Source organism: Rothia sp. HMSC061D12 (assembly GCF_001836735.1).
Taxonomy (GTDB): Bacteria; Actinomycetota; Actinomycetes; order Actinomycetales; family Micrococcaceae; genus Rothia.
Map to the genome: position 1 here is coordinate 115,278 of NZ_KV830311.1, position 22,626 is coordinate 137,903.

General features: G+C 59.5%; 19 protein-coding genes and 2 riboswitches. Of the genes, 12 read left to right on the forward strand and 7 right to left on the reverse strand.

Annotated features, from left to right (window positions below; translation table 11 throughout):
- Positions 1–4 precede the first annotated feature (4 nt).
- Entirely contained in the window at positions 5–1,975 is a 1,971-nt protein-coding gene (locus HMPREF2682_RS08865; protein ID WP_070833388.1) for a hypothetical protein, read from the reverse strand.
- A 347-nt stretch (positions 1,976–2,322) separates the two neighbouring features.
- Between HMPREF2682_RS08865 and HMPREF2682_RS08870 the strand changes: the two genes are divergently transcribed.
- The 3 genes from HMPREF2682_RS08870 (at position 2,323) to HMPREF2682_RS08880 (ending at position 6,412) form a co-directional block, all read left to right on the forward strand.
- Positions 2,323–3,789, forward strand: coding sequence for an NCS2 family permease (locus HMPREF2682_RS08870; RefSeq protein ID WP_070833391.1), 1,467 nt, complete (start codon positions 2,323–2,325; stop codon positions 3,787–3,789).
- 348 nt (positions 3,790–4,137) lie between these two features.
- Positions 4,138–5,586, forward strand: coding sequence for an NCS2 family permease (locus HMPREF2682_RS08875; RefSeq protein WP_070833393.1), 1,449 nt, complete (start codon positions 4,138–4,140; stop codon positions 5,584–5,586).
- 142 nt (positions 5,587–5,728) lie between these two features.
- On the forward strand, positions 5,729–6,412 hold the full coding sequence (locus HMPREF2682_RS08880) for a hypothetical protein (RefSeq protein WP_070833395.1): 684 nt from the start codon (positions 5,729–5,731) through the stop codon (positions 6,410–6,412).
- Positions 6,413–6,626: 214 nt separating this feature from the next.
- On the opposite strand, the gene HMPREF2682_RS08885 is transcribed toward HMPREF2682_RS08880, so the two are convergent.
- Positions 6,627–7,070 (reverse strand): YchJ family protein, encoded by a 444-nt coding sequence (locus HMPREF2682_RS08885; RefSeq protein WP_070833397.1) that lies wholly within the window; start codon positions 7,068–7,070, stop codon positions 6,627–6,629.
- 121 nt (positions 7,071–7,191) lie between these two features.
- Positions 7,192–8,619 (reverse strand): LLM class flavin-dependent oxidoreductase, encoded by a 1,428-nt coding sequence (locus HMPREF2682_RS08890; RefSeq protein WP_070675403.1) that lies wholly within the window; start codon positions 8,617–8,619, stop codon positions 7,192–7,194.
- Positions 8,620–8,732: 113 nt separating this feature from the next.
- Positions 8,733–8,841, reverse strand: a riboswitch (SAM riboswitch).
- Between the two features lie 175 nt (positions 8,842–9,016).
- Positions 9,017–9,113: riboswitch (SAM riboswitch) on the forward strand.
- Positions 9,114–9,117: 4 nt separating this feature from the next.
- On the opposite strand from HMPREF2682_RS08890, the gene HMPREF2682_RS08895 reads away from it, so the two are divergent.
- The 4 genes from HMPREF2682_RS08895 (at position 9,118) to HMPREF2682_RS08910 (ending at position 14,485) form a co-directional block, all read left to right on the forward strand.
- Complete coding sequence (locus HMPREF2682_RS08895) at positions 9,118–9,954, forward strand: ABC transporter ATP-binding protein (protein ID WP_070833399.1); 837 nt, start codon at positions 9,118–9,120, stop codon at positions 9,952–9,954.
- Between the two features lie 82 nt (positions 9,955–10,036).
- Positions 10,037–11,101, forward strand: coding sequence for an aliphatic sulfonate ABC transporter substrate-binding protein (locus HMPREF2682_RS08900; RefSeq protein ID WP_070833401.1), 1,065 nt, complete (start codon positions 10,037–10,039; stop codon positions 11,099–11,101).
- The gene (locus HMPREF2682_RS08905) at positions 11,101–11,943 is read left to right on the forward strand and encodes an ABC transporter permease (protein ID WP_070833402.1); all 843 of its coding nucleotides are present in this window, start codon (positions 11,101–11,103) and stop codon (positions 11,941–11,943) included. The genes HMPREF2682_RS08900 and HMPREF2682_RS08905 overlap by 1 nt, the downstream gene beginning before the upstream one ends.
- A 418-nt stretch (positions 11,944–12,361) precedes the next feature.
- Entirely contained in the window at positions 12,362–14,485 is a 2,124-nt protein-coding gene (locus HMPREF2682_RS08910; RefSeq protein WP_070833404.1) for an AMP-binding protein, read from the forward strand.
- Between the two features lie 136 nt (positions 14,486–14,621).
- On the opposite strand, the gene HMPREF2682_RS08915 is transcribed toward HMPREF2682_RS08910, so the two are convergent.
- Positions 14,622–15,707 (reverse strand): C4-dicarboxylate ABC transporter substrate-binding protein, encoded by a 1,086-nt coding sequence (locus tag HMPREF2682_RS08915; RefSeq protein WP_070833406.1) that lies wholly within the window; start codon positions 15,705–15,707, stop codon positions 14,622–14,624.
- 232 nt (positions 15,708–15,939) lie between these two features.
- On the opposite strand from HMPREF2682_RS08915, the gene HMPREF2682_RS08920 reads away from it, so the two are divergent.
- Positions 15,940–16,791, forward strand: a complete 852-nt coding sequence (locus HMPREF2682_RS08920) for a transcriptional initiation protein Tat (protein ID WP_070833407.1) — start codon at positions 15,940–15,942, stop codon at positions 16,789–16,791.
- Positions 16,792–16,961: 170 nt separating this feature from the next.
- Positions 16,962–17,570 carry a DUF1269 domain-containing protein gene (locus tag HMPREF2682_RS08925; protein WP_060824001.1) on the forward strand — a complete coding sequence of 203 codons (609 nt, stop codon included), beginning with the start codon at positions 16,962–16,964 and terminating at the stop codon, positions 17,568–17,570.
- A 145-nt stretch (positions 17,571–17,715) separates the two neighbouring features.
- On the opposite strand, the gene HMPREF2682_RS09585 is transcribed toward HMPREF2682_RS08925, so the two are convergent.
- Positions 17,716–18,099: a hypothetical protein gene (locus tag HMPREF2682_RS09585; RefSeq protein WP_070833408.1), complete on the reverse strand. Its 384-nt coding sequence runs from the start codon at positions 18,097–18,099 to the stop codon at positions 17,716–17,718.
- 355 nt (positions 18,100–18,454) lie between these two features.
- Positions 18,455–20,026, reverse strand: a complete 1,572-nt coding sequence (locus HMPREF2682_RS08935; RefSeq protein ID WP_070833410.1) for a DHA2 family efflux MFS transporter permease subunit — start codon at positions 20,024–20,026, stop codon at positions 18,455–18,457.
- Between the two features lie 264 nt (positions 20,027–20,290).
- On the opposite strand from HMPREF2682_RS08935, the gene HMPREF2682_RS08940 reads away from it, so the two are divergent.
- Positions 20,291–20,608: an acylphosphatase gene (locus HMPREF2682_RS08940; RefSeq protein WP_070833412.1), complete on the forward strand. Its 318-nt coding sequence runs from the start codon at positions 20,291–20,293 to the stop codon at positions 20,606–20,608.
- A 17-nt stretch (positions 20,609–20,625) separates the two neighbouring features.
- On the opposite strand, the gene HMPREF2682_RS08945 is transcribed toward HMPREF2682_RS08940, so the two are convergent.
- Positions 20,626–21,276, reverse strand: coding sequence for a GNAT family N-acetyltransferase (locus HMPREF2682_RS08945; RefSeq protein ID WP_070833415.1), 651 nt, complete (start codon positions 21,274–21,276; stop codon positions 20,626–20,628).
- 225 nt (positions 21,277–21,501) lie between these two features.
- Here HMPREF2682_RS08945 and HMPREF2682_RS08950 point away from each other — a divergent pair, with 225 nt between their 5' ends.
- Positions 21,502–22,083, forward strand: coding sequence for a peroxiredoxin (locus HMPREF2682_RS08950; RefSeq protein ID WP_049340204.1), 582 nt, complete (start codon positions 21,502–21,504; stop codon positions 22,081–22,083).
- A 3-nt stretch (positions 22,084–22,086) separates the two neighbouring features.
- Entirely contained in the window at positions 22,087–22,617 is a 531-nt protein-coding gene (locus HMPREF2682_RS08955; protein ID WP_049333921.1) for an alkylhydroperoxidase, AhpD family, read from the forward strand.
- Positions 22,618–22,626: the final 9 nt, after the last annotated feature.

Genomic DNA, 22,626 nt, shown 5'->3' on the forward strand with positions numbered 1-22,626 from the left:
ACTCCTATACGTGACGACGGTGAACCGTCGCGGAGAAGATACGGTTAAAACTCAGTCTCAGCACCAGCGCCAGAATAGTGCCGTACAACAGCGGTGCCGCCAACGCTGAAAAAGCGTACTCTGCTCCCTGCACCAGAAGAAGTACCAACCCAGCAGCAGAGCAAAGGCCCACAATGCAGGCTTCCTTCAGAAGGTACCCACTAAAAATTGTTCTGAGAGGCAGACCAGCAGTACGTAAAACAAAATCATTACGAGCACGAGCCGCAAGGGTAATGTACGTGTTAATTGCTGTGCCAATAACGAGTGCCGCACAGAGAATTGCTAGGCCCACTAGATGCGCAACATACTGGTTACGTTCCAGCTGCGCGATGTAAAGGTGTTCCTCTCCCGCACGGTCCACAGAAAGTAGGGTCTGCCCAATTTCCTCAGCGTTGTAGGCAGCCCGTACAGACGCAGGCTGAGAGACCATGATGTTACCGGTAGTCAAGGCCGCAGAAATAAAGGAAGGTTGTAGATTCTGCGTCGCCGATTCGGTTACCACAAGAACAGGCTTTTTATAGTTCAGAAGCCGTGAATCCTGAGAGCTCAAAGCAGGCACCTTTACCCCCGACGAGTTGGTTTTATCCTCCACAGTGAGCAAAGTAAATCCGCGATCCTCCCGGTCTTTCTGGTGGAAAGAATACTCTGCACGCAAAGACTGAGACCCAGGGAAGTTGCTATCCTCAACGTTCTTGAACGACAAGCCAAGACGCTGCTGAAGAAGGTCCACATAGGCGCGGTTCACCATAAGGGCGCCATCGTATCCGCTACCCTCCAAACCCTTAACGTTTTCCAACGCATAGGACAAGAGGACACCGTTCCGTGATTCAAGAGAACCTAAAGCACGCACTGTAGCCTGGTCGTAGGAGGCGAGCGCCTGTTCATCCCGAATCGTCGCTTCAGGCACGTTCACCCGTAAGGTGTACTGGTCAGAAAGAAGAGACCAGCCAGCCGCCGAATCGCTCCTACCCAAACTCACTTGAGCACTTGAGACCAGACCCGGAATAGTGCACGCCACTAAAACCACCACAGCATACTTAGCGATTGCACTCGGAACTGTAAAACGTCGATACGCCGGTTCCCTACGTCCCACAGCAGTAATACTCGGCCAAGTCATGAGGTTGATCAGCAGTAGAGCAACCAGCATGAGAACGGTAAACACGGCAAAAATTAGCGCCGTAACCCCCATCAGTTGAGGAAGATGCGCCACACCGTACACGAACCCCTCTACGCATCCCATGCACAATGCTGTTACCGCTGCAGGAGGTAGCGCCAGGAGCAGGAGGTCTTGTACATCCCTTAGCTGCAGGCGCTGCGGGGAGTATCCGTTCAGAAGCAGAATATTCTTAGTTCGCGAACGGACCGACAACCACCCCATGATTGCGGTACAGAAGAGCACAGCCAGGCAGATAAGGCTCGTCAGAGAGCCCGAAGAAGTAACTGCCCCGTAGACAACACGCACCGGGTTAACGGAGGTAACTTTAACATCCATGCCTTGTTCACGGGCAAGGTTTTCAAAAGCACGCACAAATTCTTGGCTACCTGCTAGCGCGTATTGGCCGTCAAGCGAAGAATCCCCGAGTGCTCGTGATGGATATTTTTTCCCGTGCTTATCCGGGTCGAACCAATCGATAGTTTCACCGTCAGAGCTCAGTGAATTTGCCCCAAAAACGTAGATGGATTTTCCGTGCCAGAAATCTTCGGGGTCGGCGACCACCTTGAGTAGCTGGGCACCATCGGTAGCGTAGCGATCCACCAGAGTATCAAAGTTCTGAATCAGCTCAGACTTAGACTGCTGCGAAGCACGCAGAGAAAGCTGTGCCTGCGCATTGGTACCCAGAGGAGTCTGCGTCTCCAGGACAGAGATGAGGGCGCTACCCAGCAGAAAGGTCAGAACCGTGCACAATACTGCGCACACTCTCAGAGCATTTTTCATCGTTGAATCCCCGTCTGTAGCGGGCGGGTATGAAACTTCACCGCCCCAGGCCTGGTGCTAGAAGACTACCACCTTTATAACCTAAATGGTATAGATTTTCGAATTATTTAGATTCATGTCATATATTTTTTTACTAGTCAGCGGATTTTAGAGTTTTTATCGTGCCTTATTAGGCTTCCTGAACGAAAGCTGGGAATTTCCTGGATTAACGCTTAGAGAAACTTTAACCGTAGAATATTTCGGTACAACAGTGTCACCTCCCCAACACACCGGGAAGTGGCACTTTTTTATGCGGGATCGGAACCCCGAACCCCGCCCCGACTATGAGTATCTACGGATTTTCACGAATGTCTTCTGAGAACACCGCGGCTCCCCAGAGCCCCAAGGCAGAAGCCAAGGGCGCACTGGACCGTTACTTCAAGATCACTGAGCGAGGCTCCACCATCGCCGCAGAATTCCGCGGCGGCCTCGCCACCTTCTTCGCGATGAGCTACATCGTCGTGCTGAACCCCCTCATCATCGGCCTCGGCAAGGACGCATCCGGCAACGCGCTCGGCGTGCCGCAGGTCGCAGCAATGACCGCACTGGTCGCAGGCGTCATGACCATCCTCATGGGCGTCGTCGCCAAGCAGCCCTTCGCCATGGCGGCAGGCCTCGGCGTGAACGCGCTACTGGCAACCACCATCGCCTCCACCCCCGGCCTGACTTGGCCAGCCATCATGGGCCTGGTCGTATGGGCTGGTGTGCTGATGACCATCCTCGTGCTGACCGGCTTCCGCACCGCAGTGTTCAACGCGGTCCCCGAATCGCTCAAGGTCGCAATCGTCGTCGGTATCGGCTTCTTCATTGCCTTCATCGGCCTCGTCAACGCAGGTATCATCCGCCGTATGCCCGACGCAGCAGGCACCACCGTGCCCGTCTCCTTCGGCGTGAGCGGCCACCTGCTCGGCTGGCCCACCCTCGTCTTCCTCTTCGGCCTGTTCCTCACCATTGCGCTGTTCATCCGCAACGTGAAGGGTGCAATCCTCTACGGCGTGCTCGCCTCCACCGCCCTCTCCATCATCCTGGAGAAGGTCGTGCCCTCCGGCAGCTCGCAGGCCTCCCCCACCGGCTGGTCCCTGAACGTCCCCGTCTGGGACTCCAACACCAGCAAGCTGCCCGACTTCTCCCTGTTCGGCTCCGCTGACCTGTTCGCTGCCTTCGGCACCCTCGGCGGCATGGCAGCTGTTCTGCTGATCTTCACCATCCTCATCTCCGCGTTCTTCGACGCAATGGGCACCTCCGTCGGTCTCGCAACCGAAGCAGGCACCATCAAGGACGGCCAGATCGAGAACGTCGACAAGGTCCTGCTCGTGGACGCCCTCGGCTCCGTAGCCGGCGGTGGCACCTCCTCCTCCGCAAGCCAGATCTTCGTGGAGTCCGCAACCGGTATCGGCGCGGGCGCACGCACCGGCTTCGCGAACGTCGTCACCGGCGCACTGTTCCTCGTCGCAATCTTCCTGACCCCGCTGGTCACCATCGTGCCCTTCGAAGCTGTTGCACCCGCAATGGTGTTCGTTGGCTTCCTGATGATTCGCCAGGCAGTGAACATCGACTGGAACGACTGGGGTCTGGGTATCCCCGCGTTCATGACCATCATCTTCATGCCGCTGGCATACTCCATCGCGGACGGTATCGGTGCAGGCTTCCTGTCCTACGTCTTCATCCGCCTGGTGCAGGGTCGCGGCAAGGAAGTTCACTGGCTCATGTACGTGGTTTCCGCTGTGTTCCTCATCTTCTTCGCTAACGGCCTGATTACCGGCTGGATGCACTAAATACATCGGGTGCCTCACCCTCCACATGTGGAGGCGCGGGCGCCATCAGGGCGGGGTATCGGCACCTTTGGGTTGCCGGTACCCCGCCCTGCGCTATTCTTCCCTCTACCCCAACTACCCAATTCTGGTTGCAGGGGTCGGGGAAACACCACATCGCCGATTGAACCGCCGCACACAACGCGTTTCAACGGCACAAGCTAGGAGGCGGCGCCTACAATGGTTGAACCATTGTGGCGCCCAACCCGGGATTTTCCCGCGAGCTTTACCCGCGAAACCGGCGGCGGAAACCGGCGGCGGAAACCGGCGGCGCAACACAGTACACACCGAACAACATCAACGGATCCTCACATGTCTGAACCCCAGAAGGCGGCAGCGCCCACCAGCGCACTCGACCGCTACTTCAAGATTTCCGAACGCGGCTCCTCCATCGCCGCAGAATTCCGCGGTGGCCTCGCCGCATTCTTCGCCATGAGCTACATCGTGGTGCTGAACCCCCTCGTCATCGGTACCGGTGCTGACGCATCCGAACGCACCCTCGGTATCGCACCCGTCGCGGCTGTGACCGCGCTGGTTGCCGGCGTGATGACCATCCTCATGGGTGTTATCGCCAAGCAGCCCTTCGCCATGGCGGCAGGCCTCGGCGTGAATGCGCTGCTCGCCTCCACCATTGCCACCACCCCGAACCTGACCTGGGCAGACATCATGGGCCTGGTCGTTCTTGCCGGTCTGATCATGACCGTTCTGGTGCTCACCGGCTTCCGTACCGCGGTTTTTGAGGCGGTCCCCGAGTCGCTCAAGACCGCGATTGTGGTCGGTATCGGCTTCTTCATTTCCTTTATCGGTCTGGTCGACTCCGGCATTATCCGCCGCATGCCTGACGCAGCTGGCACCACCGTTCCGGTGAGCCTCGGCGCGGGCGGTCACCTGCTCGGCTGGCCCACCCTCGTCTTCCTCTTCGGCCTGTTCTTCACCATCGCCCTGTTCATCCGTAACGTGAAGGGCGCGATCCTGTGGGGTGTGCTCGCATCCACCGCGCTGTCCCTGATTCTGGAGGCGGTTGTCCCCTCCGGTTCCGTGCAGAAGGCTGCAACTGGCTGGTCCCTGAACGTGCCCTCCCTGGCTGACATGAAGTTCACCACCCCGAACTTCTCCCTCATCGGTTCCGCTGACCTGTTCGGCGCGTTTACCCACATCGGCCCGCTGGCTGCGTCGCTGCTGGTGTTCACCATTCTGCTGTCCGTGTTCTTCGACGCGATGGGCGTTTCGGTGGGTCTTGCCGCCGAGGCTGGCACCATGAAGGACGGCAAGGTTGAGGACATCGACAAGGTCCTGCTCGTGGACGCTTTCGGTTCCGTTGTCGGTGGTGGCGCGTCCGGTTCGGCGAACCAGATTTTCGTGGAGTCCGCTACCGGTATTGGTGCGGGTGCACGCACCGGTTTTGCGAACATTGTGACCGGTGTGCTGTTCCTGCTGGCGATTTTCATCTCGCCGCTGGTCACCATCGTTCCCTTCGAGGCGGTCGCCCCGGCTCTGGTCGTGGTCGGCTTCCTGATGATTCGCCAGGCCGTGAACATTGACTGGACCGACTGGGGCCTGGGCATCCCGGCGTTCCTGACCATTATCTTCATGCCGTTGTCGTACTCGATTGCGAACGGTATCGGTGCAGGCTTCGTGTCCTACACTTTCATTCGCCTGGTGCAGGGCCGCGGCAAGGACGTGCACTGGCTGATGTACCTGGTCTCCGCAGTGTTCGTGATTTACTTCGGTATGGGCATCATTAACGGCTGGACCCACTAAGTCCAACGGAGCACATATTTGCTGAGGGCAGGTTCCCGAGGCGGTTGAGAACGTAAGTTTTCAAGCTGCCGAAGGACCTGCCTTTTGTGTATCTGATTCGCTCTTACACGTTCCTTATCGCGCCTGGGTGCAAGGAAAAATCATGGCAGAATTATTCCGTTTCCGGTATGATTCTGCCATGATGTCCGTTCAAGAGTATGCTCAAGAAGCTAAGGTTTCAGAGCGAAGCGTACGCGCCCGCCTAGAACGCGGAATGCTCCAGGGGCGTAAGTTGGGAAGCCGCTGGGTTGTCGAAGCCATTCCCGCAGCACACCGCAGTAATGCTGGCCGCCCTATTTCTTTTGAAGCATTCAACGCTTTGGCGCGTTACTGCGATGGGCAGTTGTCTGTTCTATCTGCTGAGGAACGCCGCAGGGCAAAAGAACGCGCCTCAGCGATTCAGGAACAGGGTCCAGCTTCTGTTGAACGATACCGAGCCCGCCGCGGGTTGAAAGTGCATCACCTACAAGCCCCTCCCGCTGAAATTCCTGCAATTTTGGAAGACCCTGCGTTGTCGCTGACCGGCATTAGTAGCGATATTTCGCAGGTGTACGGCTCAATGGTTGATGCATATATCTCGCATCAGGATTTAGAGAACATCATTTTTCTGTACAATCTGGTTCCGGCGTCCGCAGATTCAGCGAATGTTATCTTGCGTGAATGCGATGACCCGCCCCATATTCTGCCCCTGCATGTGGCGGTAGATCTTCTAGATTTGGGGGATCCGCGAAGTTCCGCTGAGGCAGAACGCATTCTTCAAGATTCTGTTTTCAGGAAGGCCTCTTAGTTATGACCGCATCCCCTATTTTGATTCCTGCTATTGGGGCAGAGCGTGCCTCTTGGCTTGGTCTGGCTGATATCTCAGGTTGACTTCGAAAAGCTTCTAAAAGACAGAAGCTAGCTAAAACAAGAAATGGCAGAATCGTTCCGGTTTCGGAATGATTCTGCCATTTCTTTATGTGCCCACACCCTGTACGAGACAGAGGCGGCGAGAGCTAGAGTTAGCGGACGTCACCATCCACATAGAACCAGGCGCCGCCCACCTTCTCAAAGCGCGACAGCTCATGCATGTTGCCCTTCACCCGCTCCTCCGCAGGCGTGCCCGGCACCGAACGGTAATACGCAACGAACTCCACCGTACCAGAGGCGTCAAAGGGGCCACCCGAAGCGCCCAGAATATCCAGGCGATACCAGCGGATATCATCCTCCAACTCCAGAGTCGCCGGGCGGGTACTCGGATGCCAGCTCGCCAGCAGGTACGCCGCGTCCCCCGTCGCAAACGCGGTAAAACGCGAGCGCATCAGCTGCTCCGGCGCAGGCGCAGTCAGCGTGCCGGAGGCGGCAAACTCGCCCAGGAACCTGCCGCAGCAGGCGCCGTACACCTCGCCGCTCGAGCAGGGGCAGCGGTCATCATGGTTAAGTTCAACCTGGTTCAGTTCAGTCATGCCACCCAGTATAAAGAAACGCCCGCTCCGCCGGGGATACAAATCCTCCAGCAGAACGGGCGTTCTTGTTTTCAATCGTTAAGTTTGAGCGAACCTACACGGTACGCTTCAGCGGCAACGCTTATTCAGCGATCGCGCGAGCCGGGGTGTCAGCCGCGGAAGGCTTACCCACGTATGCGCCGCGGTACTTAGCAGCCGGGTGGCTGTCAGCAACCTTGGTGTGGCCCTTACCGAAGATGTTCTCACGCAGGGTGTTGCCCTCGTACTCGGTGCGGTAGCGGCCGCGCTTCTGCAGCTCGGGAACAACGTACTCGATGAAGTCCTCGAAGGAGCCCGGGGAGACGTGGTATGCCAGGTTGATGCCGTCCAGGCCACCCTCGTCGATCCAACGCTCCAGCTCGTCAGCAACCTGAACCGGGTCACCAACAATGACATCGCCCATGCCGCCAAGGGTGGTGTGCTCAGCGATGGCCTTGCGGGTCCACTTCTTGTCCTTCGCCTGCAGGGTGAAGGGGGTCAGGAAGGACTGAATCGACTCGGTCTGCACGTAGTTCAGGACCTCGTCCTCGTCGAACTGGGACAGGTCAACACCGGACCAGCCGCCGATGATAGCCTGTGCAGAGTCGAGGTTGATGTACTTCTTGTACTCCTCGTACTTTGCCTTTGCCTTCTCTTCGGTCTCATCCACGATGACGGAGAGCATTGCGAGGATCTTGACGTCGTCGCGGCTACGGCCCTGCTCCTCGGCAGCGGTGCGAATACGGTCGGTCACAACGCGGGTCAGGTCCGGGCGCAGGGCGCTGATGAACACAGCCTCAGCGTGCTTACCGGAGAACTTCTGACCGCGGCTGGATGCGCCAGCCTGGAAAATCACGGGGGTGCGCTGCGGGCTCGGCTCGGTCAGGGAGATGCCGGGCACGGAGAAGTACTTGCCCTTGTGGCCAATCGGGTGGACCTTGGAGGGGTCAGCGTAGACGCCGCGCTCGCGGTCCTTGATGACTGCGCCGTCTTCCCAGGAGCCTTCCCACAGCTTGTAGCAGACGTCCAGGAACTCGTCAGCGATATCGTAGCGCTCATCGTGCGGAATCTGGGTGGGCAGGCCCTGGTTCTCAGCAGCCGACGGCAGGTAAGAAGTCACCACGTTGAAGCCGACGCGGCCCTCGGTGAGGTGGTCGAGGGAGGCGTAGCGGCGAGCCAGGGTGTAGGGCTGCTCGAAAGTAGCGGCAGCAGTCACACCGAAGCCGAGGTGCTCGGTCACTGCAGCCATTGCAGAAATCTGGGTTGCGGGGTCATTCACGGGAACCTGAGCGGCACCCTCAATGGCGGGAGCGGCAGAGTTCTTGTACACGTCGTAGATACCAACAACGTCAGCGATGAACACGGCGTCAAACAGGCCGCGCTCAAGGGTCTTAGCCAGGTCAGTCCAGTACTTGATGGTGTTGTACTCGGTTGCGCGGGAGCGCGGGTGACGCCAGAGGTCGAAGCTCTGGTGACCAATGCAGGTCATTTCGAATGCGTTAACTACGATGCGCTTCTTCTGCTCAGCCATCGATTTTCCTTTCGCGAATGATCGGGGACGATCGGGTTTGTACCCTGCACCCCGCGCGCCGCCTCCTGATGCCTTCTGCGTTCGGTGGTGGCCTTCGTGCAGGTGGCGCGTTCGCGCCGTACTTGCCTCGTAACGTTGAGGCCAGATCATCATCTGGGGCACCCCGCTACGGGAGAGGGTTGCCGCCCGGCTAGCCAGAGCTTAGCGCCGGGACTCATGATCTCGTGGTTTGAGTGTACGGGGCGCGCGGGAGGGAGGTCACGTTTGTGACGAAAAAATCTTTTTGTGACGTAGAACCGAAATATTTCGTGATAAATGCGAAATAAAGAGTCATAGAAATTCATACGCGCCCGTAGGGTTGATTGAGGCACGCCACAGCCCATAGGGTTGGAGGAGCAAACCATCCAGAGCGACTGAGAGACCTGGCTCCACGACGTCGCAGCAACCGGCACGGATTCTTCCGCCCCCGGTGCTAACGCCAGGAACGATGGAAGTGACATGACACTCAACAGTGCAGTAACTGACGCACCCACCAGTGAAAACAGCGGCCACCACGCCGTATCCACCGCCGCCGTCCCCTTGAGCTTTGAAGACGTCGGACAATCTTTCCCCGTGCCCGGCGGAACCCACGAAGTTCTTCGCGGAGTCTCCTTCACCGCAGCCCCCGGCGAGATTATCTCCGTCATCGGCTCCTCCGGATGCGGCAAATCCACTCTCCTGCGTGCAGCAGCAGGCCTGAACCGCATCACCGCAGGTACCGTGCGTATCGGCGAGAAGGCGGTAACCGGTCTCGACCCCCGCGTAGCTATCGGCTTTCAGGAACCGCGCCTGCTCCCCTGGCGCACCGTCGCCGACAATGTGGCGCTCGGACTGCCGCAGGGCACCAAAAAATCTGAAGGCGCAGCATCCGTAGCGCGCCTGCTCGACCTGGTCGGCCTGGGCGAATACGCAACCCACCGTCCCAAGGAAATTTCAGGCGGTATGGCTCAGCGCGTGTCCCTGGCGCGAGCGCTCGCACGCAACCCCGGCGTGCTGCTGCTCGACGAGCCCTTCGGTGCTCTGGACGCGCTGACCCGCATCAACATGCAGGATTTGCTGTTGGACGTGCACCGTCAGGACCCGACCACGATTCTGCTGGTCACCCACGACGTGGAAGAGGCGCTGTATCTCTCTGACCGGGTGATCGTCCTCGGTAAGGACACCCCGGAGGCGCCCGCCACCATCCAGCGCATTGTGACCGTTGACCGTTCTCACCCGCGTGACCGCGCCGATGCAGAGATCACGGCGCTGCGTAGCGAACTGCTCGCTGAGCTCGGCGTGGAAGATAACGCCTAAATCTGCAGGCAACACCAGCTCTGCCGCGTAACGCATTCTCATCACCACACATCATCATCTTCAGAAGCGAAAAGATTTCATCATGACTTACTCCCCGTCTCGCCGTACCGCCCTCAAGTCCCTTGCCGCAGCCGCCGCTTTTGCTACTCTGCTCAGCGCCTGCGCCGGTGAAGGTTCCGGTTCCGCTAACGCCTCCGGTGCTGCCGGTGGTGGCGACCAGAACACCGTGACCATTGACTACGCGACCTACAACCCGCTGTCCCTGATTATCCGCAAGAAGGGCTGGCTTGAAACCGCCCTTGCCGCCGAGGGTAAGAAGGTTGAGTGGGTCAAGTCGGCCGGCTCGAACAAGGCGAATGAGGCGCTGCGTAGCGGCAATATTGATGTCGGCTCGACCGCCGGTTCGGCGGCTCTGCTGGCACGCGCTAACGGCTCCCCCATCAAGGTCATCAGCCTGTACTCTCAGCCGGAGTGGTCGGCTCTGGTAACCCGCAAGGATTCGGGCATCACCAAGGTAACGGACCTAAAGGGCAAGACCGTTGCCGTGACCAAGGGTACCGACCCCTACTTCCTGCTGCTGCAGGCACTCAAGCAGGAGGGCATTTCCGCATCGGATCTGACAATTCAGAACCTGCAGCATGCCGACGGCCGCACCGCCCTGGATAACGGTCAGGTCAACGCGTGGAGCGGCCTGGACCCGATCATGGCTGCCGCCGAGGTGGAAAGCGGCGACGTGCTCTTCTACCGCAACCTGAACTTCAACACCTACGGCTTCCTGAACGCAACCGAGAAGTTCATTCAGTCCAACCCGACCGCCGCACAGACCATTGTAGACGTGTACGAGTACGCTCGCGCCTGGGCTAAGAAGAACCCCGAAGAGGCAGTGAAGATTGTCGAGGAGGAGTCCGGCATTAAGCACGAGACCGCCCAGGTCGTCATGGAGCGCACCCACCTGGACATTGACCCGGTTCCGGGCGCTAAGCAGGTTGAGGTTCTGAAGGGTGTCGGCCCGATTCTGGTTGAGTCCGGCGACGTCCCCTCCCAGTCCGACGTGGACAAGGCGCTGAACAGCATTGTGGACGACCAGTTCGCGAAGAAGGCTGACAGCGCAGCTGTCGAGAAGATTGCCAAGGCGGTGGAGAAGTAATGACCGCCGCAACGATTAGCGCCGCCTCCAGCGCTCGCGCTGAGCGTGCCGAGAAGCGTGCTACTTCTGTGAAGCTGCCGTCGAACCCGTTCGCCGGTAAGCAGTACCTGGGCCTGATTCTGCCCCTGGCGCTGATTGCCCTCTGGTACATCCTGAGCACCAACGGCGTGTTCACCCAGGTTCAGCTGCCCTCCCCCGACCGCGTGGTCAGCGCTGGCATTGAGCTGGCGCAGCGCGGCGAGCTGGGCCGCCACGTGGCGATTTCCACTCAGCGTGTGCTGATTGGTTTCAGCATTGGTGCCGTGCTCGGCCTGGTGCTGGGTGCGCTGATTGGCCTCTCTGCGCCGGTGCGTCTGATTGCCGCACCGACCATTGGTGCGCTGCGTGCCGTGCCGTCCCTGGCGTGGGTTCCGCTGCTTCTGCTGTGGATCGGTATCGGCGAGAATTCCAAAGTGACCCTGGTTGCTATCGGTGCGTTCTTCCCGGTGTACACCACGGTTTCTGCGGCTCTGGCGCACGTTGACCCCAAGCTTGTGGAGGCGGCACGCGCCTTCGGCCTGAAGGGTCTGCGCCTGTTCACCACGGTTCAGCTTCCCGCGGTTCTGCCGTCGGTGGTCTCGGGTCTGCGTCTGGCGCTGGCTCAGGCGTGGCTGTTCCTGGTCGCCGCCGAGCTGCTGGGCGCCTCCATGGGTCTGGGTTACCTGCTGACTGACTCGCAGAACAACGGCCGTACCGACCGTCTGCTGCTCGCCATCGTGGCGCTGGCGGTGCTCGGTAAGATTACCGACGCGCTGGTGGGCGTATTCGAGCGTTGGGTGAAGGCAAAGTACCCCAGCAACTAATAGAAAAGGCTCGGCGTTCACGCTGAGTTTTAGGAGAGATGTCCGCCGCGTGGTTGCTCCCTGAAGGTGAGCTAATCATCGCTACGCGCCGGAGAAAGAAGTCGGCGGGGAAACCTGTCGCCTACTGAATGATGATGATGTGCCCCGCCCCGCGCCCCACAGCAGTGAGCGCGGGGCGGGGTCTTTAAATATGTCGTTATATTACGAACTGGTACTCACCATTCCGAATATGACGGGCTCCTTTGCTTCCTGGCCCGGAGCGCGCTTTACTAAGAAGGCAAACCATCCAGAGCGACCGAGAGACCTGGCTCCGTGACGTCGCAGCAACCCCCTCGCCAACGCACACACAGACCCCACGGTCACACAGACAGCGGCACGGCAAGCAAGGGTGCTAATGCCAGCAACCGATGGGAGAATAATGGGACTGCCCACCCCCTACTCGTTCACCGACCCGCTGAACCCCACCCCGAACCCCGCCCTCGAATCTGACGAGGCACGCGTCGCGTTCTGGGAGAAGCAGGCACAGCGCCTCACCTGGGCTGAGCCCTGGCACACCGCGCACCGCTTCGAGAAGCCGAAGTCCCTCGGCTTCGATGAGGAAGGCATCGAACAGTTCACGATCCCCGAAATTAAGTGGTTCGAGGGCGGCAAGCTCAACGTCGCCTACAACTGCGTGGACCGCCACGTGGAGGCGGGCCGCGGCGACAAGGTCGCCCTCTACTTCGAGGGTGAGCCCGGCGACCGCGAAGCCATCACCTACGCCGAACTGCAGCGCCGCATCGCGAAGGCCGCCAACGGCCTGCTGTCCCTGGGCGTGCGCAAGGGTGACCGCGTGGTCATCTACCTGCCCGTCATCCCCGAAACCATTATCTTCACCCTCGCCTGCGCGCGTATTGGCGCGATTCACTCCCTCGTGTTCGGTGGTTTCTCCGCCGAGGCGCTGAAGTTCCGTGTGGAAGACACCGGCGCGAAGGTGCTCATCACCACCGACGGCCAGAACCGCCGCGGCAAGGTCGTTCCCGTGAAGGTCAACGCCGACGAAGCATGCTCCGGTGAGAACAACATCGAGCACGTCATCGTGGTGGACCGTACCAGCGCCTCCGACCCGGTAGCGCACGCCGCTGTGCCGTGGACTGAGGGCCGCGACGTCTGGTACCACGACCTGGTGGACGACCAGCCGGACACCCACGCCTACGAACTGCACGACGCAGAGGATCCGCTGTTCATCATTTACACCTCCGGCACGACCGGTAAGCCCAAGGGCCTGGTGCACACCATGGCTGGATACCTGGTGCAGACCGCGTACACCCACGCGCTACTGTACGATCTGCTGCCGGATTACGTGGACGAGAACGGCGTGCTACGCCCCGACGAGCTGTCGGCGGTCAACGACCCCGAGAAGGTAGAATCCACCGTTCACTGGTGCACCGCCGACCTCGCATGGGTGACCGCGCACACCTACGAAATTTACGGTCCACTGGTCAACGGCGTGTCCGAGGTGATTTACGAGGGTACCCCGAACACCCCGCACTACGGTCGCCACTTTGAGGTCATCGAGCGTTACGGCGTGACCAACTACTACACCGCGCCGACCCTGATTCGTTCGCTCATGGGTGCGTTCCCGAACGGCCCGGAGCCCGGCAAGTACGATTTCTCGACCGTGCGCCTGCTCGGTTCGGTGGGCGAGTCCATTAACCCGGAGGCGTGGCGCTGGCTGCGCGAGCACGTGGGCGGCGGCACCGCGGCGTTCATCGACACCTGGTGGCAGTCGGAGACCGGTTCGACCGTGTGCTCCCCGCGCCCGCACGACCCGGCGTTCGCACCCGAGGGCACCTACCCGGAGGGCACCCCGCACTGCACTCCTCTGCCTGGTTGCGCTACCCGCGCCGTTCCCGGCGTGTCCACCCGCGTGGTGGATGAGCACGGCGACCCGGTCGAACCCGGCAAGCAGGGCTTCATCGTGGTCGATAAGATTGGCCCCTCGATGGCTCGTACCGTGTGGCAGAACCCGCAGCGTTTCCTGGATTCCTACTGGCGCCACTACGGCGAGCGCGGCTGGTTCCTGGCCGGCGACGGCGCGAAGGAAGACGAAGAGGGTAACGTGTACATCCTCGGCCGTATTGATGACGTGATTAACATTTCGGGGCACCGTCTGTCCACGATTGAGATTGAGTCAGCACTGGTGACTCACCCGGCTGTGGTTGAGGCTGGTGTCTGCCCCGTGGAGGATGAGCTGACCGGTCACCAGGCGGTCGCCTACGTGACGCTCACCGATGAGGGTAAGGACCTGACTGAGGATGAGCTGAAGGCGGCGCTGACCGCACACGTGCGTGAGCACATCGGCCCGATTGCTAAGCCGAAGGATGTTGTGGCGGTTGCCGATATCCCGAAGACCCGTTCGGGTAAGATTACTCGCCGTCTGCTCGGTGAGCTGTACCAGGGCCGTTCTTTGGGCGATGTTTCTTCGCTGCAGAATGAGGAGGCGCTGGGCCACATCGCGCAGGTGCTGGTGGATACCGGCCGCGTGAGCGAGGCAGTCTAGGCTCTGTTGCTGAGCTGAACGCTAGGCTGAGCTGAAAGCCACATAGAGTAAAGGTGCGGATACCGAATGATGATTCGGTATCCGCACCTTTACTGTTTTATAGAGCCAACAAGGCTCTTTATCGGCGTTGCGCCGCTTAAATCAGACCCAGCGAACGAGCGTGTTCGGCGGTAATGCCGCTCGGCTCAATGTGCTCGGGGCCCTTGTCCTTCTCGGGGTGCTCGGTCGCCTGGAAGCGGATCATCTTCACATCGTTTGCCGCACCCAGGTTCGTGATCATGCCGTCACCGTTCAGGTCCACGGATACCGGCTCGGTGTCGATCTTGCCGTTGCCGTTGAAGTCAATCGGCTGGTTGGCGGGCTTGCCCTTGTACAGGAAGCCAGCCGCGCGGGGACCGAAGCCGCGCGCCTCGTACAGCTTCGCCTCGTTGAGCATGCGGTATTCGGCGGTGGAGTAGCCGAAGTAGCGGCTACCGTCAGCCATGGGCACGCCGGTAAGGGTGTACTGGTAGTTCATGACGCTGTAGTAGTTGGGCTTGTAGTTGATTTCATCCCAGCCGCCGTGGCTCAGCGCGAGGTTGTGGCCGAGCTCGTGCACGAACACTGCCACGCGGATGTCGCTGGTTGCCTTACCCCAGAAGTGCGGGCCGACGGTGACCATGAGGTTGCGGCCGCCAAAGTTAGCGATGCCGGAGGAGGTGCTGTTGTCGTAGTAGTCACCCCAGATGACGTAGTGGAAGGTGCCTTCGCGGGCGGGGTTGAACTTACCTTCGGTCGCCTTGATGCGGTGGAGCGCCTTGAACTCGCTGTCGAGCTCCTGGTAGCTGATTTCATTGCCGCCGCCGAGGTTGTACTTGGCGCTGCGGGCGCTACCGGCGTCCAGGTGGATGTTCACGCCGGTGGTGCCGTCGGGGTTGCGCATGGGCAGGTCGGCGTAAATCTTGGTGATGCGGTCCAGTTCGTCTTCGCTGGGCAGCAGACCCGCCATGTAGTCCATCTCGACGAAGATGTCCTTGTGGTTGGGGTTTGCGCCCATTGCGGGGAAGTCGACGTCGATTTTGCCGTCGCCGTCTGCGTCGTAGCCCTTCAGTTCCCAGGTGTTGGGGATGCCGTCGCCGTCGATGTCGGGGCTGTAGGCGTTTGCCGCGGGGGCTGCGATGGTGCCCAGGCAGAGCACTGCGAGGGAGGCAAGCGTGACGCGTGCGCTCTTCAGAAATGCCATGTTGTGTTCCTTAGTGTGTGGTGACCGGTGGGGTTTCTGTGGAGTTTTCCGGGAGGGCGTTCTCCACGGTTTCCATGATGCTCCCGTTTCACGCGCTAGGTGAGCTGGGTGCCGCAATGTTCATACATTGAAGTAAAAGTTGAGATAATTTTGAAGATGAGCTGAATTACATTAGAGTATCAGTAATTCAACTCACACGCATCACCACATTTTTAATGACAAGAGAGATCCCATGACTTCTTCCTCGAACACCACTAATGGCCTGAACCGCCGCGCACTCATCAAGGGTGCCGCGTGGAGCACCCCCGTCATCGCAACCGCAGCGGCGGTACCCGCCTACGCGGCGTCCACCGATGCGCTAGAAACCCCGACCCTGAAGTTCGGTGTCTTCACTCAGGCGTTCAACTCGAACCCCGCCAACGACTTTGATACCCGCTACGGCCTGGACTCCTACACCGTGCAGGTACCCAACATCACCGCAACCTCCACCACCCCGCAGAGCGGCGGCGGCGGCACCTTCACCCCCGGCGGTAGCGTCGGTGCAGGCCTCTACGGTGGTGCGGGTCTGTGGATTTCTGCACCCATCAACTCCAAGGGCGAGTTCCAGGGTAGCTCCTGGCTGTACCCGCAGGCGCACCTGCAGGTGACCTTCGAGTTCACCTTCCCCACCGCCGAGGACGTCACCGACCCGCTGCTGTGGGACGTCGATAACGACGTTGAGATTCCGGCACTCGCTAAGAGCGAGGGCGGCGCGAAGACCAACAACCCCGCCGTGGCTGCGTTCAACGGCATCGCATACACTGCGAAGTTCTACGAGCCGGTCATCGAGGACAACGTCTGGACCGGCGTACTGGACATCCGCACCTCCGACTACCTGGAAGCCACCGCGAAGGACGGCGTGAGCTACGCGCAGGTGCTGGCTTCGCTGGTTCCGGTGTACTTCACCGAGGTGACCTCCAGCTATACCCTGACCACCACCGCTCAGATCACCAGCGGTAACGTCGCAATGCAGCTGACCGAGGGCGGCGAGTACACCTTCCAGGACCTGGCTGGTTTGCGCGCTTCGGCAACCATCAGCCGCTAACGCCACAGCAAGCAGAGAGGGGCCCGGCATCCATACTGGATGCCGGGCCCCTCTGCTTTAGGACTCAGCCTACCGGCTGCCGCCGAGGTAAATTGTCGCAAAAAGTAGTTCCCAAAAAAAGAGAACTGTATTACAATGTATATATAGTCTTTAGGAACGAGGTACCAACTATGGAAAACCTAGTAATTTCAGTCTTTAACACCGAAAGCGAAGCTTATCAGTCCTTTGCAGATTTGAAGGCTTTCCGCCAAACTCAGACGACCAAGGTTGCTCAAATCGCCCTGGTCAAAAATGAAAACGGTCATATCGTTGAAAAAGAACGCTATGATTTTGAAGATTCAACGACGGATGCAACCCTAGAAGGTGGCTTGCTCGGTGCAGTTATCGGGCTTTTGGGTGGTCCTATCGGCGTCTTGTTTGGTTATGGTATTGGTAGCCTCTATGGTTTGGTTGCTGGTGATACCGTTGATACGGCAGAAGCTGGCCTGATTGACGTTGTTTCTCAAAAATTGACTAACGGTGAAACAGCCGTTGTTGCCTTGGTGCAAGAAGACAACGAAGCAGTCATCGATGCTTACTTCACCAAGTACGACACCCAAATCGTGCGTTGGGATGTAGCAACCGTCGTAGCCGAAATCGAAGCAGCTCTGCAAGTCCAAGAAGACCTCTACAACCAGGCGCGTGCACAGATGAAGGCTGAACGTAAAGCCGAACGCAAGGCTAAGCTTGAAGAATTCAAGGCGAATGTCAAAGCAAAGTTTGACAAATTGAAAGCGTAAGCACCCAAGCATCTCATAAAAAATAGGCTATCTACTTCTGGTAGATAGCCTATTTTTTTAAAAACTAGATTTTAGAAAGAGGAAGTGAGGATTTTGGCTCAAGATCTTGAACAAATCAAGGAAGACAATGGCAAAAATACCAAACTCAAGGTGGGGATTTTAGCCATCTCTCTTTCTCCAGGTGGATGTTGATGCCGGTGGTGCCGTTCGGGTTGCGGAGGGGAAGCTGGGCGAAGGATTCGGTGATGCGGTCGAGCTCTTCTTCGCTAGCGAGCAGGCCGGGCATGTAGTCCATCTCGACGAAGATGTCCTTCTTCAGCGGGTTGGCGCCCATGCCGGGGTAGTCCACGTCGATTTTGCCGTCGCCGTTGGCGTCGTAGCCCTTCATTTCCCAGGTGTTGGGGATGCCGTCGCCGTCGATATCGGGGTTGTACGCCTGGGCTGCGGGAGCTGCAACCGAGCTGAGCACAAGCAGTGCCGCCGAAGCGAGCGCGGTACGCACTACGCGAGTTGAGGTCAGAAAAGACATAGGATCTCTCTTCATATCTTGACCACGCGGGAGGTTGCATCATCTGACGTTGCGCACGGTATGGGTCGTACGGGTCCGGTTTTATGGTGAGTATCAGGCGGCTACCGCGTGGTTCAGTGGTCATGTGTGTCGCTGCCGCCAGCATGTAACCGGTGTGCCGCAAGTGAGCACGGCGTTTAAAAGACAGCGGGTCACTGCCGAACCCTCCGGTGGAGGCAAAGGAACCATTCTTGGTTCTCTTCTGTTCGACGGTGACCCGCCTCATCATACACAGAGTGCATCTAGTTTGTCCCGGTATTTGCACCGCATCTCAAGTTATGCACCGTTTATGACGTAAAGCGCTCTGATAAGCCTTCTACTTAGTGGCCTCCACCTCAGCGTTCTGTGCGGCGCCCTTCGCCTCAGAGGTCTTCTTGGAGGCGTAGAACAGGCACACGACCGCGCCCACTGCCGCGGCGACCAGGGGAAGCATCATGGAATCAGCCATTGCCGCCGCGTAGGGTTCACGCAGCATCTGCGGAAGTACGCCTCCAGCAGCACCGCCGTGAGAACCACCGCCCGCTGCGGCAGCCGGACCCAACGCGGACAGGTGCGAGGTAATCGCAGAAGCCATAATCGTCGTAATCGCAGCCGAACCCAGCACCGACGCCATCTGGCGGGTCTCGTTGTACACGCCCGAACCGGCACCGGCACGCTGCGGCGGCAGGTTACGGGTCGCAGACACCGACAGCGGACCCCAAATGCAGGAGTTCGCCGCACCCAGAATAATCATCGGGCCAACCATCAGCCACAGGTTGCCGTCCGCAACCATCGTCGGGCGGAGCAGAGCAAAACCAATAACCAGCAGCGTAAAGCCAATCACGGCAATCCACTTCGGGTCGTTACGGTTCAGGCGCGCACCCACCACCGGCGCCAACGCACCCGAGAACAACGCCATCGGGGCGGTCATCAGCGCAGCCTGGGTCGGGTCCAGACCCTCCACCTGCTGCAGGTACAGGGTCAGGGGGAACGCCATACTGATAGCAACCACGCCCATTGCCGCGATGGCCACATTCGACACCGAGAAGTTACGGTCGCTGAACAGGCTCAACGGCACCAGCGGCTCGCGGCGGTTTACCGCCTGCCAACCGATAAACAAGCCCAGCACCAGAATGCCGGCAATAATCAGACCCCACACGCTCACCGCGATGCCGGTGCCCAGGAACGAATCGGTCATGATGCCCCAGTCGTAGGTGGAGCCTTCCTGAATGCCGAAGACCAGCAGGAACAGGCCGACCGCCGACAGGACCACGCCCAGCCAGTCGAAGCTGTGCTTCTTCTGCTCAAACACCGGCACGTTACGCCACGCCAAGAACAGACCGACCAGGCCAACCGGAATGTTCACGAAGAAAATCCAGCCCCAGCCGAGGGTATCCACCAGCACGCCGCCCAGAATCGGGCCGACCAGCGAGGCGACACCCGCAGTCGCACCCCAAATGCTCATGGCGACACCGCGCGCATTCGGCGGGAACATCAGCGTAATCAGAGACATGGTCTGCGGGGTCATCAGCGACGCGCCCAGGCCCTGCACCACGCGGGCGGTAATCAGCGACTCAACATTCGGCGCCAGACCACACCACAGGGAAGCGGCAGTAAAAATACCCATACCAATCATGTACAGGTTCTTCTGACCGAAGCGGTCACCCATACGACCGGTAATGAGCAGCGGCACCGCATACGCCAGCAGGTAGGCGCTCGTCACCCACATACCCGCCGACAGCGACGCATCCAGATCCTGCAGCATGTGCGGCAGGGCGATGGTGACAATATTGCCGTCCACCAGAATCATGAAGAAGCCAACAACCAGGGACCAGAGAGCAGGCCAGGGCTTGTAGGGTGTCTTCGCCGGGTTACCGACAAGAGGCGCTTTTTTAGGGCGTGAGCTCAATGATCCTCCATAGGATGGGTTGCATGCGGGTAGATGTCTGCGTGGTCGGCGTTGCCGCTTAGTGAATGCCCCTAATGTTACTCCTTTTCAGAGCGCGGCTTCGGTTGCTCTACCCATATTCAACTCTCCACGGCACGTGCGCGCGGCAACCAAGCAACAGGCACCCCGCACCCTCTAGACTGAAGCTATAGAAACTGTCAGAGCGCCACCACCGGCGCTCACCCCCATCAGACCACTCACAATGAGATGACCCCGGGAGGACCCATGGGTTTCTTTGATTTCTTCACCGACCGCACCCCGGCAGAACCCGCCGAAATCCGCCTCGTCGCTTTCGTGCGCGGCAAAGTGCAGGGTGTGGGCTTCCGCTGGTGGTGCGCCGGAACCGCCAAGCCCATGGGACTGACCGGCTACGCCGAAAACCTCGACGACGGGCGTGTGAAAGTCGTTGCGGAGGGTACCGCCGCCTCCTGCGCTCGCCTGGTGGATGTGCTGCGCGGTGATGACACCGCCGGGCGCGTGGATGAGGTACTCGTCGAGTGGGAGGAGCCGAGCGGCTCGTTCCGCGGCTTCGGCATCAGGTAGCTAGATTGCCTCCGAGCCTAGTTAGCCCAGAGCGCCGCGAATTGCGCGCGGGTCATATCGGCGCGGCGCACCCGATGCTGCACCGGGTGACCGTTCTTGTCGGGGCGGCCGGAGTTCGGGTCAATATCGTCATAGATGCCGGTGAAACCCGCTTTAACCGCCACTCGTTCAGATGCCTCGTTACCCGCCAGAGCGGTCCAGCGGACGGTCTCGAGACCCAGCCCGAGCGGGTCGAAAGCGTAGCCGAGGACGGCTCGCAGCGCCTCGGTCATATAGCCCTTGCCGCGCGCCTTCGGGGCGGTGTAATAGCCCAGTTCGGCGCGGGTTCCGGGGCTTTCGGGGGTGCCGTCAGGTAGGCGCAGCTCGATACTCCCCGCGAACACGCCGGAGGCGTCAATCGCCCAGCGTTGAATCTGCCCGGCGGCAATCTGGCGTGCGGTGGTGAGCAGGTAGTCCTCAGCGTCGGCGCGCGTGTAGCCCACGGGAATGCGGGTGTAGCGGAGGGTTACCTCGTCGCGGCATGATTCCACGATGTCGGGGATATCCGCCTCGCGCATGTGGCGGAGGGTGAGGCGCTCGGTAATGAGTTCGGGCTGGTTGGGCTCTGCGTATTCACCGCGCTCTAAGAAGTCACTGTGCTCAGAAAATTCGCTGTGTTCGGGGGTCATGGTTCGAGCTTAAACCCTCGGGTTTGCGCGTCGGAAAAGCTTTTGTGAACATCCCAGAATATTCAGTGATACAAATCACTACTTAATACTCGCGTTTTCAGTCGCCATCACTTGATTATTATGAATTATTCATAATAAAATAGGTACCAAGCCCGCCCAATGGGCACCACTAGAACAAGCGCCGCGCAACGAATCCGCGCGGCACAAAGCAGAAAGAAGAACACCATGGCAGTTCTGACCATCGGCGACCAGTTCCCCGCATACGAGCTCACCGGCGTTGTCCCCGGCAAGCTGGCTGACATCGAAGCAACCAAGCCCGAAGACTACTTCACCACCGTCTCCTCCGAGGGTCTGGACGAAGACACCTGGCGCGTCGTCTTCTTCTGGCCGAAGGACTTCACCTTCGTCTGCCCCACCGAGATTGCTGCATTCGGCAAGCTCGCTGACGAGTTCGAGGCACGCGACACCCAGGTGATCGGCGTTTCCGTTGACAACGAGTACACCCACTACGCATGGCGCCGTTCCCACGAGGAGCTCGTGGACCTGCCCATCGTCATGGCATCCGACCTCAAGCGTGAGCTGACCAGCGCACTGGGCATCCTGAACAAGGACGGCGTTGCAGACCGCGCAACCTTCATCATCGACCCCCACAACACCATCCAGTCGGTCTCCATTACCGCTGACTCCGTCGGCCGTAACACCGACGAGGTGCTCCGCCAGCTGGACGCACTGCAGTCCGACGAGCTGTGCGCATGCAACTGGAAGAAGGGTGCAGCAACCATCGACGCATTCAAGGAGATGAAGTAATCCATGAGCATCGATAACCTGCGTTCGGCTCTGCCTTCCTACGCGAAGGACATGAACCTCAACCTGTCCTCCCTGCCCCGCATCACCTCCCTCACCGAGCAGCAGCTCTGGGGCGCAATCCTCGCAACCGCAGCAGCAACCAAGGTTGACTCTGTTGTTGTTGAGATTGCTGCAGAGGCTAAGGAACACCTGAGCGACACCGCTTACGAGGCTGCTCTGGGTGCTGCGACCATCATGGGCATGAACAACATCTTCTACCGCACCCGTGGCTTCCTGCACGGTGCATACGATGACCAGCGTGCAAACCTGCGCATGCAGATTATCGGTAAGAACGGTGGCATTGAGAAGCTGGACTTCGAGATGTTCGCTCTGGCAGTGTCCGCAGTCAACGGCTGCTCCCACTGCGTTGAGGCTCACGAGCACACCCTGCGTGAAGAGGGCGCAACCAAGGAGCAGGTCAACGACCTGATCCGTATTGCTGCAACCCTCGGTGGCGTGGCACAGGGCATTCAGCTGGCTGAGGCACTGGGCTAAACCCACTAA

What these genes read in the sequence shown, in the direction of transcription:
- HMPREF2682_RS08900 (WP_070833401.1), top strand. Translation starts at nt 10,037, where the DNA reads ATGACTTACTCCCCGTCTCGCCGTACCGCCCTCAAGTCCCTTGCCGCA.
- HMPREF2682_RS08890 (WP_070675403.1), bottom strand. Translation starts at nt 8,619, where the DNA reads ATGGCTGAGCAGAAGAAGCGCATCGTAGTTAACGCATTCGAAATGACC.
- HMPREF2682_RS08915 (WP_070833406.1), bottom strand. Translation starts at nt 15,707, where the DNA reads ATGGCATTTCTGAAGAGCGCACGCGTCACGCTTGCCTCCCTCGCAGTG.
- HMPREF2682_RS08920 (WP_070833407.1), top strand. Translation starts at nt 15,940, where the DNA reads ATGACTTCTTCCTCGAACACCACTAATGGCCTGAACCGCCGCGCACTC.
- HMPREF2682_RS08910 (WP_070833404.1), top strand. Translation starts at nt 12,362, where the DNA reads ATGGGACTGCCCACCCCCTACTCGTTCACCGACCCGCTGAACCCCACC.
- HMPREF2682_RS08895 (WP_070833399.1), top strand. Translation starts at nt 9,118, where the DNA reads ATGACACTCAACAGTGCAGTAACTGACGCACCCACCAGTGAAAACAGC.
- HMPREF2682_RS08905 (WP_070833402.1), top strand. Translation starts at nt 11,101, where the DNA reads ATGACCGCCGCAACGATTAGCGCCGCCTCCAGCGCTCGCGCTGAGCGT.
- HMPREF2682_RS09585 (WP_070833408.1), bottom strand. Translation starts at nt 18,099, where the DNA reads ATGTCTTTTCTGACCTCAACTCGCGTAGTGCGTACCGCGCTCGCTTCG.
- HMPREF2682_RS08950 (WP_049340204.1), top strand. Translation starts at nt 21,502, where the DNA reads ATGGCAGTTCTGACCATCGGCGACCAGTTCCCCGCATACGAGCTCACC.
- HMPREF2682_RS08875 (WP_070833393.1), top strand. Translation starts at nt 4,138, where the DNA reads ATGTCTGAACCCCAGAAGGCGGCAGCGCCCACCAGCGCACTCGACCGC.
- HMPREF2682_RS08885 (WP_070833397.1), bottom strand. Translation starts at nt 7,070, where the DNA reads ATGACTGAACTGAACCAGGTTGAACTTAACCATGATGACCGCTGCCCC.
- HMPREF2682_RS08870 (WP_070833391.1), top strand. Translation starts at nt 2,323, where the DNA reads ATGTCTTCTGAGAACACCGCGGCTCCCCAGAGCCCCAAGGCAGAAGCC.
- HMPREF2682_RS08955 (WP_049333921.1), top strand. Translation starts at nt 22,087, where the DNA reads ATGAGCATCGATAACCTGCGTTCGGCTCTGCCTTCCTACGCGAAGGAC.
- HMPREF2682_RS08925 (WP_060824001.1), top strand. Translation starts at nt 16,962, where the DNA reads ATGGAAAACCTAGTAATTTCAGTCTTTAACACCGAAAGCGAAGCTTAT.
- HMPREF2682_RS08940 (WP_070833412.1), top strand. Translation starts at nt 20,291, where the DNA reads ATGGGTTTCTTTGATTTCTTCACCGACCGCACCCCGGCAGAACCCGCC.
- HMPREF2682_RS08945 (WP_070833415.1), bottom strand. Translation starts at nt 21,276, where the DNA reads ATGACCCCCGAACACAGCGAATTTTCTGAGCACAGTGACTTCTTAGAG.
- HMPREF2682_RS08865 (WP_070833388.1), bottom strand. Translation starts at nt 1,975, where the DNA reads ATGAAAAATGCTCTGAGAGTGTGCGCAGTATTGTGCACGGTTCTGACC.
- HMPREF2682_RS08880 (WP_070833395.1), top strand. Translation starts at nt 5,729, where the DNA reads ATGGCAGAATTATTCCGTTTCCGGTATGATTCTGCCATGATGTCCGTT.